Source organism: Roseibium sp. (genome assembly GCF_039982295.1).
GTDB lineage: Bacteria > Pseudomonadota > Alphaproteobacteria > Rhizobiales > Stappiaceae > Roseibium.
Map to the genome: position 1 here is coordinate 1 of NZ_JBDWYP010000064.1, position 16,210 is coordinate 16,210.

16 protein-coding genes are annotated in these 16,210 nt (G+C 57.7%); 5 read left to right on the forward strand and 11 right to left on the reverse strand.

Translation table 11 applies throughout. The features are described from left to right. Positions 1–283 precede the first annotated feature (283 nt). From ABJZ52_RS12885 to ABJZ52_RS12910, 6 genes are all read right to left on the reverse strand, one after another. Positions 284–1,441 carry an acetyl-CoA C-acyltransferase gene (locus tag ABJZ52_RS12885; RefSeq protein ID WP_348190111.1) on the reverse strand — a complete coding sequence of 386 codons (1,158 nt, stop codon included), beginning with the start codon at positions 1,439–1,441 and terminating at the stop codon, positions 284–286. Further along, on the reverse strand, positions 1,438–2,880 hold the full coding sequence (locus tag ABJZ52_RS12890) for an AMP-binding protein (RefSeq protein WP_348190113.1): 1,443 nt from the start codon (positions 2,878–2,880) through the stop codon (positions 1,438–1,440). The genes ABJZ52_RS12885 and ABJZ52_RS12890 overlap by 4 nt, the downstream gene beginning before the upstream one ends. Before the next feature lie 20 nt (positions 2,881–2,900). After that, on the reverse strand, positions 2,901–3,455 hold the full coding sequence (locus ABJZ52_RS12895) for a biotin transporter BioY (RefSeq protein WP_348190115.1): 555 nt from the start codon (positions 3,453–3,455) through the stop codon (positions 2,901–2,903). Between the two features lie 62 nt (positions 3,456–3,517). Further along, positions 3,518–4,135 carry an energy-coupling factor transporter transmembrane protein EcfT gene (locus ABJZ52_RS12900; RefSeq protein WP_348190117.1) on the reverse strand — a complete coding sequence of 206 codons (618 nt, stop codon included), beginning with the start codon at positions 4,133–4,135 and terminating at the stop codon, positions 3,518–3,520. Beyond that, the gene (locus ABJZ52_RS12905) at positions 4,132–4,977 is read right to left on the reverse strand and encodes an ABC transporter ATP-binding protein (RefSeq protein WP_348190119.1); all 846 of its coding nucleotides are present in this window, start codon (positions 4,975–4,977) and stop codon (positions 4,132–4,134) included. Before ABJZ52_RS12905 ends, ABJZ52_RS12900 begins: the two co-directional genes overlap by 4 nt. A gap of 56 nt (positions 4,978–5,033) precedes the next feature. After that, positions 5,034–6,416 (reverse strand): PLP-dependent aminotransferase family protein, encoded by a 1,383-nt coding sequence (locus tag ABJZ52_RS12910; protein WP_348190121.1) that lies wholly within the window; start codon positions 6,414–6,416, stop codon positions 5,034–5,036. Positions 6,417–6,525: 109 nt separating this feature from the next. Here ABJZ52_RS12910 and ABJZ52_RS12915 point away from each other — a divergent pair, with 109 nt between their 5' ends. Then, a complete protein-coding gene (locus ABJZ52_RS12915) occupies positions 6,526–7,122 on the forward strand; it encodes a LysE family transporter (RefSeq protein WP_348190123.1) in 597 nt (198 codons plus the stop codon). Here ABJZ52_RS12915 and ABJZ52_RS12920 read toward each other — a convergent pair. Further along, a complete protein-coding gene (locus tag ABJZ52_RS12920) occupies positions 7,119–7,397 on the reverse strand; it encodes a hypothetical protein (protein ID WP_348190125.1) in 279 nt (92 codons plus the stop codon). The two genes, ABJZ52_RS12915 and ABJZ52_RS12920, sit on opposite strands and share 4 nt — an antisense overlap. Positions 7,398–7,498: 101 nt before the next feature. Between ABJZ52_RS12920 and ABJZ52_RS12925 the strand changes: the two genes are divergently transcribed. Further along, positions 7,499–8,410, forward strand: coding sequence for a LysR family transcriptional regulator (locus ABJZ52_RS12925; protein WP_348190127.1), 912 nt, complete (start codon positions 7,499–7,501; stop codon positions 8,408–8,410). A gap of 2 nt (positions 8,411–8,412) precedes the next feature. On the opposite strand, the gene ABJZ52_RS12930 is transcribed toward ABJZ52_RS12925, so the two are convergent. After that, on the reverse strand, positions 8,413–9,186 hold the full coding sequence (locus tag ABJZ52_RS12930; RefSeq protein WP_348190129.1) for a 3-keto-5-aminohexanoate cleavage protein: 774 nt from the start codon (positions 9,184–9,186) through the stop codon (positions 8,413–8,415). Between the two features lie 5 nt (positions 9,187–9,191). Then, entirely contained in the window at positions 9,192–10,508 is a 1,317-nt protein-coding gene (locus tag ABJZ52_RS12935) for an aspartate aminotransferase family protein (RefSeq protein WP_348190131.1), read from the reverse strand. Between the two features lie 266 nt (positions 10,509–10,774). Between ABJZ52_RS12935 and ABJZ52_RS12940 the strand changes: the two genes are divergently transcribed. After that, on the forward strand, positions 10,775–11,191 hold the full coding sequence (locus ABJZ52_RS12940; RefSeq protein WP_348190133.1) for a D-Ala-D-Ala carboxypeptidase family metallohydrolase: 417 nt from the start codon (positions 10,775–10,777) through the stop codon (positions 11,189–11,191). 6 nt (positions 11,192–11,197) lie between these two features. On the opposite strand, the gene ABJZ52_RS12945 is transcribed toward ABJZ52_RS12940, so the two are convergent. Both ABJZ52_RS12945 and ABJZ52_RS12950 read right to left on the reverse strand, forming a co-directional pair. Then, positions 11,198–11,569: an ArsC family reductase gene (locus ABJZ52_RS12945; RefSeq protein ID WP_348190135.1), complete on the reverse strand. Its 372-nt coding sequence runs from the start codon at positions 11,567–11,569 to the stop codon at positions 11,198–11,200. A 99-nt stretch (positions 11,570–11,668) separates the two neighbouring features. Next, positions 11,669–13,015 carry an FAD-binding oxidoreductase gene (locus tag ABJZ52_RS12950; RefSeq protein WP_348190137.1) on the reverse strand — a complete coding sequence of 449 codons (1,347 nt, stop codon included), beginning with the start codon at positions 13,013–13,015 and terminating at the stop codon, positions 11,669–11,671. A 133-nt stretch (positions 13,016–13,148) separates the two neighbouring features. On the opposite strand from ABJZ52_RS12950, the gene ABJZ52_RS12955 reads away from it, so the two are divergent. Further along, the gene (locus tag ABJZ52_RS12955; protein ID WP_348190139.1) at positions 13,149–14,858 is read left to right on the forward strand and encodes an adenylate/guanylate cyclase domain-containing protein; all 1,710 of its coding nucleotides are present in this window, start codon (positions 13,149–13,151) and stop codon (positions 14,856–14,858) included. Positions 14,859–14,950: 92 nt separating this feature from the next. Then, on the forward strand, positions 14,951–16,108 hold the full coding sequence (gene argE, locus ABJZ52_RS12960; RefSeq protein WP_348190141.1) for an acetylornithine deacetylase: 1,158 nt from the start codon (positions 14,951–14,953) through the stop codon (positions 16,106–16,108). Positions 16,109–16,210 lie beyond the last annotated feature (102 nt).

The window sequence follows — 16,210 nt, forward strand, 5'->3', positions numbered from 1 at the left end:
TAATTTTGGACGCAGTGTCCGTCCGCCAGCGACGTTGCCGCCGTCGATGAACGTGGTTATAGGTCCACTCCCCATAACCGTCAACGCCTAAATCCAAAAAAAACAAACTAAATAAAAATTCAAAACATCAATTGTGGACAACGACAAAAAGGGGACAGGGAAAGGCAGCAAAACTCTACGTAATTCAATGACATGGTAAATTTCAGGGACATTCTCCTTCGGCGCTTGAGTGCCTTTCCCGGCCTCAGGTCCATGCGCTGGCAAAGGAATTCATCGAAGCCCTCTAGCGCATGAACGCCAATGCCGTGCCGAGCCCGCCGGCGGCCGCGATGCTGCAAAGTCCCTGAGCACCGTCGACCTCGTGCTGAAGCTCCTGAACGAGACGGACCGCCAGTATGGCACCCGACGCGCCGATTGGATGTCCACGGCCAAGAGCCCCTCCTGAACGGTTGATGCTGTCTTCGGGCCAACCCATCGCCGCCGCCGTAGCCATGGCCTGAACCGCATAGGCCTCCATCAACTCAAGACACGCAAAATCCTCAGGTTTCTTGTCGTGAGCCGCGAGCAGGGTTCGCATGGCGTCAATCGGCACGCGTGCCGTATCCTCAGGCGGGCCGCCGCGAGAGACACCGTCCAAGATGACCGGCGGAGCAGGAAGGCTGGTGGAGGAACTCAGCTCCTGTGCGAAACCTTCTGCCACCACGAGAACGGCGGCAGCTGCGTCCGCCTCGACCGCGACTGTCGCGACTGAGACACCCGTCCCTCTATCACCTGCAAGGATCGGGGCCCTCAAAGCCGTTGCCTGTGTGAGCGATCTCGCAAAGGCGTCCTGCTCAAGAGGAGCGACTGGCAGGATGACAAGTTCGGCAAGGCCGGGAGCCTGCTTCCTGGTGGCCAGTGCCTTTGCATGCGATTGAACCGCGTAATCGGCCTGGGCCCGCCGCGAGATCTGCAACTCCGCGGCCAAATCTGCAGCCGCCACGGTCAGATCCGGGTCGCGCTCGGGGAAAGGCGCGAAGGACGGGCGGTCATAGGCCACCGGCTCTTCTTTGCTTGTCGCTGGTCGATGCATCCGGATCGGCGCACGTGAATAACTCTCCATGCCACCGGCAATCACGCAACGGGCGGCACCCGAGCGGACCAAATGGGATGCCATCAAGATCGCATCGAGGCCGGAGCAACACTGGGTGTCAAGCGTCAAAGCCGGAACACAATCTGGAAGGCCGGCACGCAAAGCTGCCAATCGGGCCGGATTTCCCCCGCCATAGAGCGCGTTGCCGAAAATGACATGATCGACCGATGCCCGCTCGACACCAGAGTCCAACAGCAGTGCCTCGATCACCGGCGCAGCCAGTTCGTCGGCTTGCAGGGCTCGGAAAGCACCGCCGCGCGGTGCCACCGCCGTTCTACGTGCGGCCAGGATCAGCGGATGTGCGGTCATTGGGCTTGCTCGGAGTTCTGAAGCTCGGCCTCGAGCCTCATCAGATCAATCTTGCCGCCAGGTGTCAGCGGAAATTCAGAGCGAAACAGGAAAGCGCGTGGCGTTCTGGACCGTCCCAAACGTTCGGCACAATGGCGGCGAAGATCAGCCTCCGAGACGACAGCACCCGTTTCAAGACTTACGACCGCAACGAGCTCGCTGCCGCGAATAGGGTCAGGTCGCGCTACGACCGCTGCGAGCGCCACACCTTCATGGGAGAGAAGCGTGTGTTCGACTTCTTCCGGGTAGATATTTACGCCAGAGGTCACAATCATGCGCTTTTCCCGGCCGCTCAGGAACAGGAAGCCGTTTGCGTCGATGAACCCAAGATCTCCGACCGTCAGCCAGCCGTCCTCCCAGGCAATTTCAGATCCGCCGCCGCAAATATAGCCATCGAACAGCATGTCGCTCCGCGCCCAAATCAAGCCAGTCTGACCCGGCGCCAGCGTTTCGCCCGCACTGCTCCGGATGTCGAGCGACACGCCGTTGGCTGCGCGGCCAACGGAACCGGAGGGAACGTTGTCTTCCGGTGTTGCAAGGGTCAGGAAGCTCATTTCAGATGCCCCATAAAACTCGACCAACCGAGCCGCCGGAAAGACGGCTGCCATCGCGATGCGGTCAGCGTCACGCCACTTGGCCCCACTCGCAAGAACGAGACGGAGGTTCAGGGCAGGGCCAGACCGTCGCAGTTCCTGGGCGACATAATGGATCTGGGTCGGCGTCGCATAGAAGACCGCCGACACGGATTGACGCAAATTTGCCGCCACCAGACGAGGGTTGAAGCGCTCCGCCACATCAACATGCGCCCCGGAGCAAAGCCCCTGCACCGCGCCATAGAGATGCAGCGAATGCACCATATTACCTGGAATGATGACCTGATCGCCCGCCGCGATGGCAAATTCACACGCACTGACGTTGAAGCTCTCCAGCCACGACTGGTGCGACCGGCAATAGCCCTTTGGCACACCTGTGGAGCCGGAGGTAAAGCCCACATAGAACGGATCTTGCGCATCCGGCTGGCGTCGCGGCCCCTGTGAAAGGAGCCCCTCGTCCATCAATGCGGTCAAAACATCGTCGAAGCTGTCCTTCTCCAGAGTAAGGGCAGGCTGCACCGATTGATCAATCCATGCACGGCGCTCCTGAGGCCACTCCGGGTCATAAATCATTGCGATTGCGCCTGATCTTGCAACCGCGAAAAAAGCAATCAGCAGAAGGACAGGGTCGTCCAGGCACAAAGCGACCCGCGCTCCTTTCGGAACGCGGGCCTGAAGGGCCTCTGCAAGAACAAGAACCTCGGAGAAAAACTGCGCTCTCGTCCAAAGGCGGCCTGCGCAACTTATCGCGGGAACCTGGGGATCAGACTTGGCGAGGGTTTCAAGTGTCTCGCCAACAAAAGCCATCCCGGTGCACCTTACCGCCGTCAGGCGCGCGAAAGCAGTGCGCGTGGAAGTCCACGAGCAACCGTTTCCGCGACCACAGCCGTGATGGCGACCTTGATCAGATCACCTGGAATATAGGCTGCACTGCCGATCGCCGCGGACACCAAAGGCAAATCAGCCATAAAGGCGACGCCCGGAATACCAATCAGATAGACAATGCCGATGCCGCCAACGGATGCGGCGATGGCCGCCGCAGGCAAAACCCGCAACGTACCGGTGGTCTGCATGATCAGACCGGCGACAAACGCTCCAATCGGCCATCCGATGAGAAAGCCGACCGATGGCGAGGCGAAAACACCAAGGCCGCCACGGCCGCCGGCCAAAAGCGGCGCGCCCACAGCAACGAGAAACAGAAAAAGCAACACAGCCAATGCGCCGCGAACCGGGCCAAGCATGACACCGGCAAGCATGACACCGAGCGTTTGTGCGGTGATCGGCACACCGCCCATAACGGGAATTGCAACCTTGGGCAGGAGCCCCAGCGCCGCGATCAACGCGGCGTAAAATGCAATCTGGACCAGGGAACGGTCGTTCATCATGTCTTCCTCATCAAGACGCCCTGAGGCGCAGTATTGTCTGCCTGTAAACCCAATAAGGGTCAGGCTTTGTCTTGGCGCAGGCCATCTGCTCCACCACGGGCGCTCAGTGCCTCGGCGACATTTTCCGACATCGCCAGCGACTGCAGGAGGAACGGCGCCATCAGTCGCCAGCTCGTTCGCTTGCCGCAGCGTGCCTGATAGGCTTCGCGCAGGGAGGAATATACCGACAGCAACACGGGCGCAAACCGCAGAACCAATGTGACCGCAAGTGCCGGTTTTCGCGGCGACATTCCGAACACCTTCAGGGGGGCGAACAGCGTCATCACCGCTTCCATCATGTCGTCCATGCGTGTCGTGATCGAAACAAGGTTTGCAAGCAGGACCATAGCGACAAGCCGTAGGACAGCTGTAACGCCCTCGAGCCAACTGCCGGCGACCACATGGAGAAGAAAGATAATGGCAACCAGCGAAGCGAGCGGCTTCAGGGCCTTCAACTGGCGCAGACCCTGCGGGCCCAGACTGCCATAGAGCGCCACGACGACGATCAACACAACGCCCAGAAGGCGTGGATCGGAGATCGGAAAAATCAGCAGGCTCGCGACAGCAAGAGAGAACAGCTTCAAACGGACCGAGCAGCGATGGAGCCAGCTTTGACCCGGAAGATAGAGGGAGATCAAGGCTGAAGCCCCTCAGGGTCGCGCGCGGCACGCTGCTCCAGATCCGCTTCGTAGGCCGGAAGGACGTCACCGGGTGCACCGTCCATGTATATCTTGCCGTCACCCACCCAAAGCACACGATCAAAATTCCGCAACAAGCCCAGATCGTGGCTGATCATGACGATTTTCTGGTCCAGTTCGGCCAGTTTCCGCTCGATCCTCCTGGTCGCCAATCCATCCAGCGATGACATGGGCTCATCCAGAATCAGGAGTTTCGGCTTCATCACAAGAACCGCCAACAGACAAATGAGCTGCTTCTGCCCCTCGGACAGATCGGCGAACGGTTTTTCCGCCAAATGTCCGCAGTGATGCCGGACCAAAAACGCCAGGGCCTGATCACGCGCCTCGGCCCTGGCAAAACCCAGCTGTGTCAGGCCGAAGGCAATCTCTTCCTCAACTGTCGGGAAAATAGCCTGATGATCCGGGTTCTGAAACACAAAGCCAACATAACGCGGCAACTCCGCGCGCATGGCTTCCGTCGAAACGCCGAACATGCGCACTTCACCGCCGGTCGGAAGACGCAAGCCGTTCAAAAGACGCACAAGACTGCTTTTGCCAGATCCATTCAGTCCGACGATCCCGACACGCGCTTCTTGCAGCGACAAGGAAATGTCCTGCAGCACCGTGCGTCCCTCAAGCTCCAGCGAAACATTTTGCAGCACCGCATATGGCTTGCCCGAGGCGTCGAAGTCCGCGGCAATAGCCTCTTCCTTCGACTTGGTATCTTTGCTTTTTCGGGTCCAGAACGCCATTTTCCATCCGGTTCCATCCGGCTGATCAGCCGTAGACAGACAGTTGCTCAACAGTTTTCCTGCTTATTGACGCAGACCAAGACAATGTCAAAGAGAGGCTGCGGTGACTAACCAACCGGCAACGCCCTGAACCGCTCTCCAGGCTCGGATGTACGGGCCCAGTCAAGAAGCTCCAGGGCCCTGCGAAATTCGATATCGCCAACGATTGAACCGAAAGTCACGCGCATATATGGCTTCACACCCCGATCAGAGACCTGGAAGTATCTTGACGAAAGCGCCGCGACGCCCTGATGAGCCAGACTAGCCTCAACCCTACCAGGATCAACGCCATCAGGGAGGCGCAACCAGGCGAACACCTTGTCAGTTGCACCTTGCAAACAAGACGTTCCAAGAACCGTGGACGCCAATTCGTAACGTATTGCATTGGCCTTGCGCTTTTCGGCGAGCGTACGTTTGAGAGTTCCATCGCGCACCCAGCCCGAGATCAATTCTCCGGTGATGGGCGATGCCATCCAGGTGCTTTCGCCGATCAGGTTCCGAACCGAGTTGCCATATTCACGCGGCACATGAACGAAACCAATGCGGCTTCCTGGTGAAATGAGCTTGGAAATGCTGGCAATTGAGGCCGTGAGTTCTGGCGCCAGCACACCGAAGGCTGGAAGGCTTGTTTCGACGAACGGCGTGTAGGGATCATCCTCAATAATTTTCAGCCCGAACTCGCGTGCAACTACGACAATCGCCTCCCGCTCTTCCAGCGTCATCGTGTGGGTCGTCGGATTGTGCATGTTCGGCATCAGAAAGACGCCTTTGACGTCCTGGGTCCTTGCAGCTTCAGCCAAAGCCGAAGGATCCATGCCGATAAACTCTCCACTTACCGCCTGCATCAATGGAATTGGCACAAGCTTAAGGCCGAGATGCGGAGCGGAATTCAGGATCGAGGGATAGGTAAACTCGTCGACGGCCACAGCATCACCGGGACGAAAGAGCGCCTGCAGCAGGACCTGAATCCCATGTTGGGCGCCGCAAGTCAGAGCGATGTTGGAGGGGTCCGCCTTGAGATGAAACAGATCGAACAGTAACGCTCCCGTTTCCCGGTGACTGGCAAGACCTTCGGATGGCACAAAGCCGTTCAACCTGTCGATGCCAGGGGTCCTGGCGAGCCGTGCAAGCCCCTTGCTCAGGTCCGGATTAAGATGCGGATAAGCAAAATTCCGAGCCAGATCGAGATCCGAGCTCCTGTCCTCGCGCGGGATCAGCGGCGAAACATCCATTTCTTCGGGTGCAACGTAGGTTCCCCGCCCTGTTTCGCCGCGCAAAAGCCTCCGGCGTTCCGCTTCACGATATGCCCGCGTCACTGTGCCGAGGGTAACGCCCAGCTGGTAGGCCAGCTCCCTTTGCGGCGGCAGACGCTCACCAACCGCAAGTGCGCCGGAGCGAATGTCTGCTTCGATGGCGTCTGCAACGGCCAGATAGATCGGCCCGGAGGCCATGCTGAGGTCAGGGCACCATATTGTCATGACTACAATAAATACATTGACCCAAGACATCGATCAAGCAATAGCTTTTTAGCGACTTAATTGTATCTATTGTAGCGAAATTATGGATCTCTCGACCCTTGCCGCCTTCGCCCTCTTCGTAGCGGTCATGACCGGAACGCCCGGTCCGGGCAATCTGACCTTCATGGCAATCGGAGCAACATCAGGCTACCGAACCGCTTTTCCCGTGATTGTCGCCTCGCAGCTGGGATCACTGGTGCTGAACCTCTGCGTCGCCTTCGGTCTGGGGCAAGTGATGACCGAGGGCGGGCCGCTGGTGACCGTCTTCAAGGTGTTGAGCATGACCTATATGGTCTATCTCGCCTGGCGCATCGTCTCCTTGAGCATCAAACCGAAGGGAGATGTCCGTCTGCCAAGCTTTTGGGAAGGAGTCCTGATCCACCCTCTCAGCCCCAAGACATGGGCCATGAGCCTCGTTGCATTCACAACGTTTTTCGCCGGCAATGGCTTGGCACTTGAGCAGAACGCCGTACTTCTGACCGGCGGTTTTCTCATCGGCGGCACAATAGCCCATTCCATCTGGGCTCTCGTTGGAGTCTCAATCCTCGCGATTCTGGGAGATGGCCCGCTCCTTCGAGTGACAACCATCACCATGGCTTTCGGGATGCTCGCAGCGACAGCCTGGGCGATGCTGCTTTAGTATCTGGCCTTACGGCGCTGTTCATTCGCCGCCTTGCACGCCAGCATCACCTGCAGCTCACGCCGCCACTTGTCATCCAGATCAGTCCCATCCGAACCAGCTCGATCCAAGCCAATATCTGCGAGCGCGTGGGTCGGGGACTGAGGGTCGATCAAGTTGATGCGCCCCGGTGAATTGCGACCACCGAGGAACTTCCGCAAAAGACCCCAAATTTTGGACAAGAGGCGCAAAGGCAAAACGGTAGCGCCCCGCCGAGCCGATCGGTTGGCGGTCATTTAACTAATTTCTCCAATGTATTGATGATTTCAGGATGTCAAGGAACAGGCTTTTGCACCAACCGGTTTTACGCTATTCTGCATAAGGAGACCTTATGCATATGACCCACCCTCTGCCCCCACTCGCTGCTATACGTGCCTTTGATGCTGTCAGCCGGCATGTGAGTTTTACCCGTGCCGCAGATGAACTAGGCATGACCCAGGCGGCGGTGAGCTACCAGATCAAGTTGCTGGAAGAAAAACTCGGCTTTGCGTTGTTTGTGAGAAAGCCGAGGCAGATCGAACTTACTGAGAAGGGCAAGCGCCTGGCAGGCCGCATCACATGGGCGTTTGAGGAAATCCGACAGTCGTTCGACGAAATTCGCGAGGAAACCGCCAACACGCTGATTGTCTCCAGCAACACCACCTTTGCCGTCAATTGGCTCGCGCACCGGATCCACGCCTTCGAGGCACAACACCCGAACCTCAATGTCCGGATCATTCCCTACGGTCCCGCTGCAAGTCCCGAATTCGACACCGCCGACGTAGTCGTCTCGGCCTGCTATCCGCCGCCACCGGACTGGACCAACCACGCCATTGTCCGAGCGCAATTCACTCCCATGCTGAGCCCAGCGCTCGCTGACACGATCGGCGGCGTCAAAGAGCCCGCCGACATTCTGAAATTACCAATCATAGATGCGCGCGACCCCTGGTGGGGCATCTGGTTCAAGGCAGCTGGCATTCCGGAGGTCAAGCTGGACCATCTACCGTTTTCGCGGATGGGCTCTCAAGCCCTTGAAGCAAACCGTGCCATTGCCGGGCAGGGAGTTGCGATCCTCACGCCTTATTTTTGCAGGGAGGCGTTGGCACAGGGCCTTCTTATTCAACCGTTCGGCATTCTGGCCGAAGTGCCAGACGAAAAGTGGTCACTCTGTTACGCGCCAACTGTCCGGAACAAGCGTAAGGTTCGCCTGTTCCGGGATTGGGTTCTCGCGGAGTTGGAAAAAGACAAAGCTGCTGAACAGGCTGCCTGAGGTCAGCTGCTCACCGCGGCAACGAGTTCACGAACCCGGTCGGCATTGTCTGCGGCAAGCTCGCCGTTTCTGTTCCAAAGCCCGTTCTCAAAGCCGATACGCGCCTTGCCCCCATTGGATATCGCATATGCCAGACAATCGGTTTCACGGTGCCCGAAGGCGCAAACACCCCAATCAAGTTCAAGCTCAATCGACGCGTTTGCCTTGGTTGCCAGAAACGCATCGAGATCAGAAGGCGCACTTTCCTGCTGTTCTGCGTATCGTCCGAGTACAAAAAGCAGCTGATGCTCGTGGCCTTCAAAGACCCCCAGCTCGACCATTTTATAGAAACGGCCAAGATCTTCCACGCTGTAGAGAATGTGTTGGACCGCAATGCCAGCTTCACGAGTCCAGGAATAGAAGTCACGAACTTCGCTTGAAGGGTCATCCGGGATCATTTCCCGCACCGCGATTGAAACAAACTCAGGCACGACATCATGGACCAGCTTGCGTTGCTCGGCGGGGCTGTAGCGCCCAACGGCTTCCGTGGTGATCTGGACTGCCATCTTTGGCGCCTGTTCGCGCATCTCAGTCAGGAGCTCACGATAAAGGCCCGCATCCAGAACATGGGCGCCTGCTTCGTCGCGTACGTGGGCATGCAAGCCCTCGGCCCCGGCCTCATAACAGGCAACAGCGGCCGCGACGGTCTCGCCAATCGTCACGGGAAGGGCCGGATGATCGGCCTTGGTCCGGCGCGCACCGTTGGGCGCCACCATGATCTTGGGCAGGGAATTCATGAAACTTAAAGCTCCTTCTTGAAGGCAACAGCCAATTTATCGACCACTTCGCCGATCTGTGCCTCAGTCATGATGAAGGGAGGAGCCAGAAGAATATGGTCTCCTCGAACACCATCGATCGTGCCTCCCATTGGATAGCAGGCCAAACCGGCTTCAAATGCAGCCTTTTTCAGTGCCTTGTTGACGCCCCGCTTCGGATCGAACGGCGCCTTGGTATCACGATCTTCGACAATTTCCATGCCACGAAACAGGCCGCGGCCGCGAATGTCGCCAATATGCGGGTGCTGGCCGAATGCATCCCGCAAAGCTCCATCCAGCATGTTTCCCAGCGGATTGACCTGATCGACCAATCCTCCAGTCAACTTCCTGAGCACGGCAAGCGACGCCGCACAGGCCGTTGGATGGCCGATGTAGGTATGGCCATGCTGGAAAAAGCCCGAGCCGTTTTCGATCGCCTCATAGATCTTGCCGGAACAAAGCATCGCGCCGATTGGCTGATAACCAGCGCCAAGACCCTTGGCAATCGCCAGAATGTCAGCAGTTACACCATCCTGCTCACAGGCAAAAAGGGTTCCGGTGCGCCCCATGCCGCACATGACCTCATCGAGAATCAGCAGGATGCCGTTGGCGTCGCAAATTTCTCGGATCCGCTTGAAATAGCCATCAACGGGAGGCACTGCGCCCGCCGTCGCGCCGACCACGGGCTCGGCGACAAACGCCATGACATTCTCAGGCCCCAGACGCTGGATCTCTGCTTCCAGTTCGTTTGCAACCCTCTGCCCGTAGTCAAAGGCGCTCTCACCATCTTCGCGTCCTCGGTACTCGTAGCAGGGCGAGATATGAGAGGTTTCGATCATCATGGGCGCGAAGGGTTCACGCCGCCAGGCGTTGCCACCGGTCGCCAGGGCTCCCAGGGTGTTGCCGTGGTAGCTCTGGCGACGTGCAATCACCCGGTGCCGACCAGGCTCGCCGATCTCGAGAAAATACTGACGGGCCAGCTTGAGCGCAGCTTCCATCGCTTCGGACCCGCCCGATACAAAATAAACACGCTCAAGCCCGTCCGGCGCATGTTCAATCAGAAGATCTGCAAGTTCCTCGGCAGGCTCGGAAGTGAAAAACCCGGTGTGTGCAAAGGCAATCTTCTCGACCTGTGCCTTGATCGCCGCCGTCACATCCGGATCGCTATGGCCAAGGCAAGAGACAGCCGCGCCACCTGACCCGTCAAAATACCTCTTGCCGGCGCTGTCGATCACATAGCAGCCATCGCCGGCCACGGCGACGGGGTGACTGGCCTTCGTGTGACGTGGAAATACGTGAGACATCGGGATTGTTCCTGGCAGAAATCATCATCCTGCCGCGCGGTACGAGGCAGATTTTCAACATAAATGCCTAGCGTATCGTCAGATACCCCGCCATAGGCAATTGCGCGCTGCGACAAGATCGTTGTGCGACTTAGTCGATTTTCTTAACAAATCTCGGCATTTGCATCTCGGATTTGCCTGAGCCTTAACCACGTTTTTCATGACAATTTTAACTTTCAGGCCGGAAAATGGACGCTTAAATCCCCAGCTCAAACGTGGTCTGCGTCATGGTTTCGCGTATCAGATCCATCCTCATCATCAGCGCCGTTTCACTCGTCCTTGCGGGATGCGGAAGCGTTGCGGGCGTGACTGGTTTCGGCTGGATGACCGGGTCCCACAGCGCGGTTTCCTACAACGACACCGCCTGGTGCGTTCCGCGCAAGTTGAAGAAAGTCCTCAACCGGGTAGCAAAGCGCTACGGCTCGGTACAGGTTCACTCGACAAAGCGTTGGTGGCTGGAAAACTGGTGGAAGGGCGGAGCGAAAGATTCCTACCACCTGAACTGTCGCGCCGTGGACTTTTCCGTTCGCGGCAGTCCGTCTTCGGTTATCGCCTTTTTGAAGGCACAGCCCGAGGTAGGAGGATACAAACACTATTCCTCGGGCCACTATCACATCGACACGGGACCCAGACGCACCTGGTAGGCTGGTCTATTTCAACTCACCAAGTTCGAGGGACATTTCCCAGGCGACGGGATCGAACCCGATAAAATTCTTGCTCTGAGCTTCAACGATCGGCCGCTTGATGGTTGATGGATTGTCGATCATCACCGCCATCGCGCTTTGCGCGTCGGTCACACTCTCCTTCACTTCGTCATCGAGCTTGCGCCAGGTGGTGCCTTTTTTATTCAGGACCGTATCCCAGCCAAACTCTGACACGAACGCCGCCAATTTATCCGCGTCCACACCTTCCTTCTTGTAGTCGTGAAAGCTGTATTCCACACCGGCTTCCTCCAGGAATTTCCGGGCTTTCTTGACGGTGTCGCAGTTTCGGATGCCATAGAGCTTCACAGCGCTCTCCATATTCTAGATATCTTTGAGCCGGACCTTTGCCGCTCTGCCAACAGCTTTCAAGGGCGCTGATCGAAAGGACGGGGAAAACCAGCCCGCCAAACTACGCGCCTAAGGGAGAAGCTTGCCCGGATTCATGAGCGCGTGAGGATCGGCAATCCGTTTGAACTCGGGCTGCGGCGCGTCGACCCTCTTCCAGCCCGCGTTATCCAGAACATAGGTATGGGGATTGGAAACCTGAGCCCCGAGGGCTTCGATCCGCTCAATGACCTCATATAGCCGCTCGTCAGTCGAATAGGTAACAAGCGGAAGTGCAGAGCAGGTCACGCGGCCGAAACGCCTTTGAAATTCAAGATGAAACTGAACTTCATCGCCAAATTCTGACGCCACCCGGTTCACGATCTCCAGATTGTTTTCAGGCGGAAACTTGACCTGCAGATAGGTTATCGCCGGATCACGCTTCAAGGCATGCAGCGTGGTGTGGTTCCAAGTGTATTCATAAAGGGGTCCGTAGGTTCCGTGACCCTCAAAGGCCGCGCTCTCCGCCTCCTTTGCGCCCCGTTCGAAAACCACGTCTCCATTGTGAAGCCGGGCGAATTCGGTCATGGCCCCCGCCTGAGGCTCACTGACCATCACGATCGCCGCAGCTTTTCCCTCGGGCACAAGTTTGCCGACGCGCCCCAGCTTGGGCGGTATCCGCGGATCGAAAACCGACACAAGCTTTTTTGCAATGCCATCAGCTTCTGTAAAAGCCTGTCCGAAAGCTGCAGCCTCTTCAAACGTCGGGAAAGCCACGATTCTCTCCGCCCATGGGTGCGCGGGAGCCAGGGGAACCGTAACAGAGACGATAATCCCGTTGACGCCGTAGGCGTGGAGCACCTTGCGCACATCTGAGCCCTCCAGGGTCATGACACGGGGCTCTTCTTCAATAGTTACGACATCAACGGCCAGGACAGCGCCAGGATCAGCGAGCTGACCCCAGGTGCAAGAGCCCGCTCCTGCAGCACCCCCGGCAACAAACCCGCCAATGGTCGCCTGCTTACGGGTCGAGGGATAAAACCGCAGCTCCCACCCCCTCGGGGCGAGCGCCTTGTCGATCTCCAGCATGGTCGCACCTGCCTCAAACGTACCCACGCCAGGAGCAGCCGAGATTACACCATCCAGCGAGCCCATATCGAGGATGACTCCACCCTCGAGCGGCACCGCCTGACCATAGTTACCCGTGCCGCCGCCACGCACTGTGATCTTGCTGCGTGTTTTTGCGACAACCGCCGCGATTTTCATCACCTCTTCGATGTTTCGCGGCCTTACGACCACGTCCCCTCGACATTCCTCGAGTTGGCGCTTCAGTAGTGGGGAGAACCAGAAAAAGTCCCGGCTTTTCAGCCGCAAGGTTGCCGGATCATCGGCAATTTCAATGCCGCCGAGCTCTGCAATCAATGCAGGCAAATAGTCCATCAAGATTTCTCCTTGGAGGGGCTTGCATCCGGGCGCAAGGCGGTCAGAATCTGCGCAACACCTTTTCAAAGCAAGGCGTGCGCCAGATTTTGACCCAGACCGGAAAGACATCTCCAGATAAATGACGGCGAAGATGAAACGACACCCGCCTGGTGCAGGTCCGATCGAACAACAGCTCCGCCTTTACGCCGGGCTGGTTCTCTTCGTTTTCGTGTCGCTGCATTTTCTCAATCATGCGCTTGGCAATATTTCGCTGGCGGCCATGAGCTGGGGGCAGGATCTGCGCTATTCCATCTGGCACTCAAGGATTGGCAGCTGGGTTCTCTATGGCGCCATGTTCACTCACGTCTCGCTGGCACTGTGGAAAATTGCGAAACGCAGAACCTTCAAGATGCCGGTCTGGGAAGCCGTTCAAATCGCTCTCGGCCTTTTGATTCCTTACGTTCTGATCCAGCACATTGTCTCGACGCGCGGGGCAGAAGTCGCCTTTAATTCTTATATCGATTACCAGCACGAGCTTTCTGTTCTCTGGCCAAACCACGCCTTCTTGCAAAGCAGTCTTCTTATCATCGTCTGGCTTCACGGCTGCATCGGGCTGCACTACTGGCTAAGAATGAAAAGCTGGTATGCTGCTGTCAGGGCTCCGCTGTTGCTCCTTGCGGTGATGACCCCGCTGCTCGCCCTCACAGGCTGGATTTCAGCCGCACGTCGGCTCGTCCTTGAAGGCCAGGTCAAGGTCAACGTAACCGCATCCCAGAAGGCCGAGCTTCTTGCGATCACAGAAGCAGCAAGAGGCGTCTTCTACGCGATCGCAGCGGGAATCCTTCTGTTTTTCATCCTTCGCAAGGTCGCAGATGCCCTGCGTCATCGCATTTCCATTCGCTATCTGGACAAGCGCACGATCAAAACGGCCCCAGGCCCGACGCTTCTGGAGATCAGCCGGATGAAAGGCATTCCCCACATGTCGATTTGCGGCGGACGGGCACGCTGCTCGACCTGCCGCACGCTTATCTTGTCAGGGCAGGCGACAATCAAGGAACCGGGCAACACAGAGGCGCAGGTGCTTAAACGCATCGGGGCCAGCAGCAACATCCGGCTCGCCTGCCAAATACGCCCGACATCGGACATGACTGTCCGTCCCCTATTCTCTGTCGGACGAGCCATCAGCGGGGAAGGCCTTCTGGATCGCTACCGCTGGGGTGTCGAGCAAAAGATCGCGATCATGTTCATCGATTTGCGCGGTTTTACGTCACTGAGCGAGGGTAAGCTGCCGTTTGACGTGGTGTTTATTCTCAATCGCTACGTGGACGGCGTTGTCCGCATCATCAAGAATAACGGCGGAATGGTCGACAAGATCATGGGCGACGGCATCATGGCCCTGTATGGCGTCGAAACCTCTTTCGAAGCCGGGGTTCACTCGGCGCTCGCAACGCTTGCCGATCTTTCCGAGGAACTCAGACGCGTGAATGACGACCTGTCCGGTCATCTCAACACTCCCTTGCGGGTCGCCGTGGGCCTTCATGGTGGAACTGCCATTCTTGGCCGCATCGGACTTGACGGCAAAAACGGGGTTGCATCCGGACTGACCGCCCTTGGAGACGTTGTCAATGTAGCGGCCCGACTTGAAGGCGTTGCCAAGGAAGAAGACGCCATGGCTGCGATTTCACGCGAGTTGCTGGAGGTTGCTGCCGTCAGCCCAGGCGCCGACGGCTCTCGCCGATCGGTCGTTGTGCGCGGCCGCCAGGCAGCTCTTGAAGTGGTCTGCTTTTCAGACTTTACGCCTTTTGAAAGGCAAACCCAGATACCGGGTGACCTCTCACAAAAACAAAATGCCAGTCTTTAAAGGGCCTTGAAAAAGAGGGCCTCAAAGCGTCTCATTCGCGCGTCGGACCCGATGTTTCGACCACATACACACTCTCCAAACCGGAGGTGCCTTTGGCAACCCGCTATTCTCCCACCGAAATGCTGGCGAAACTCGTCAGCTTTCCGACAGTTTCCGATCGCAGCAATCTTGACCTGATCGACTTTGTTGAGGCCTACCTTGCCGAACATGGCATTGGCTCAACCCGTGTCTATGACGAGACCGGTCAAAAGGCGGCCCTTTTTGCGACCATAGGTCCGGAAGTGAACGGCGGTGTGGTGCTGTCAGCCCATACGGATGTCGTTCCGGTTGCCGGGCAGGACTGGACGTCAGACCCCTTTGTTTTGCGCGCAGACAATGGCCGGCTCTATGGACGGGGCTCGGCCGACATGAAGGGCTTTGCCGCGAGCGCGCTCGCCGATGTGCCGAATATGCTGGCATCAGACCTCAAGGCCCCTATTCACATAGCTCTTTCGTACGACGAGGAAGTCGGCTGTCTTGGTGCGCCCCCGATGATCGACCGCATGCTTGAGGCGGGGTTAAAACCCCGGTGTGTCATCGTTGGCGAGCCGACCAATATGCAGGTCGTCACGGGTCACAAGGGTATCAAGGTGCTGCAGACCCGCGTACTCGGTCATCCTGTGCACTCCAGCCAGCTGGACCGCGGCGTCTCGGCAATCTCGGTGGCAGCCCGGCTGATTTCATGGATGGATGCCCGCACCGCAGAGAACAGGGAGCGGGCTGATCCCGACTGTCCCTTCGATCCACCTTACACAACGCTCCATTGCGGCATGATCAAAGGCGGCAGTGCCCACAACATCACCGCCGCAGAATGCGAGTTCGTGACGGACATCCGCCTTTTGCCTACAGAGAACGGCGACGAATGGGTCGCGCGGTACCGCAGCTTCATCGAAGAGGACGTGCTCCCGGACATGAAAGCGATCTCCGAAGCATGTGATATCGAGGTGACGAAGACAGCCGATGTTCCAGGCCTGAAACCCGAGGAGAACGGTCCGGCCGAGGAGCTTGTGCGTCAGCTGACTGGCGACAATGCGAGTCACGTGGTGGTCTACGGGACGGAAGGCGGACAGTTTCAGGAACGAGGGCTCTCCAGCGTGGTTTGTGGTCCGGGATCCATCGATCAGGCGCACCAGCCCGATGAGTTCATCGAAGTTGTGGAACTTGAGAAGTGTCAGGCTTTTCTCGAACGCTTGCGAACGAAATTGTCTTGAAATTTCTTCAAGATAGGGCTGGACTGCCAAAAAATGTCGCGCCATGATGCATGCTGAAATTTTTCGCAGATCGCAATATCTGCATTCACGTTCGAGCCTCGG

Coding starts and splice junctions, on each gene's coding strand:
- ABJZ52_RS12935 (WP_348190131.1), bottom strand. CDS start 10,508: ATGTCTCACGTATTTCCACGTCACACGAAGGCCAGTCACCCCGTCGCC.
- ABJZ52_RS12950 (WP_348190137.1), bottom strand. CDS start 13,015: ATGGACTATTTGCCTGCATTGATTGCAGAGCTCGGCGGCATTGAAATT.
- ABJZ52_RS12925 (WP_348190127.1), top strand. CDS start 7,499: ATGACCCACCCTCTGCCCCCACTCGCTGCTATACGTGCCTTTGATGCT.
- ABJZ52_RS12885 (WP_348190111.1), bottom strand. CDS start 1,441: ATGACCGCACATCCGCTGATCCTGGCCGCACGTAGAACGGCGGTGGCA.
- ABJZ52_RS12920 (WP_348190125.1), bottom strand. CDS start 7,397: ATGACCGCCAACCGATCGGCTCGGCGGGGCGCTACCGTTTTGCCTTTG.
- ABJZ52_RS12895 (WP_348190115.1), bottom strand. CDS start 3,455: ATGAACGACCGTTCCCTGGTCCAGATTGCATTTTACGCCGCGTTGATC.
- ABJZ52_RS12910 (WP_348190121.1), bottom strand. CDS start 6,416: ATGGCCTCCGGGCCGATCTATCTGGCCGTTGCAGACGCCATCGAAGCA.
- ABJZ52_RS12930 (WP_348190129.1), bottom strand. CDS start 9,186: ATGAATTCCCTGCCCAAGATCATGGTGGCGCCCAACGGTGCGCGCCGG.
- ABJZ52_RS12890 (WP_348190113.1), bottom strand. CDS start 2,880: ATGGCTTTTGTTGGCGAGACACTTGAAACCCTCGCCAAGTCTGATCCC.
- ABJZ52_RS12915 (WP_348190123.1), top strand. CDS start 6,526: ATGGATCTCTCGACCCTTGCCGCCTTCGCCCTCTTCGTAGCGGTCATG.
- ABJZ52_RS12955 (WP_348190139.1), top strand. CDS start 13,149: ATGAAACGACACCCGCCTGGTGCAGGTCCGATCGAACAACAGCTCCGC.
- ABJZ52_RS12945 (WP_348190135.1), bottom strand. CDS start 11,569: ATGGAGAGCGCTGTGAAGCTCTATGGCATCCGAAACTGCGACACCGTC.
- ABJZ52_RS12940 (WP_348190133.1), top strand. CDS start 10,775: ATGGTTTCGCGTATCAGATCCATCCTCATCATCAGCGCCGTTTCACTC.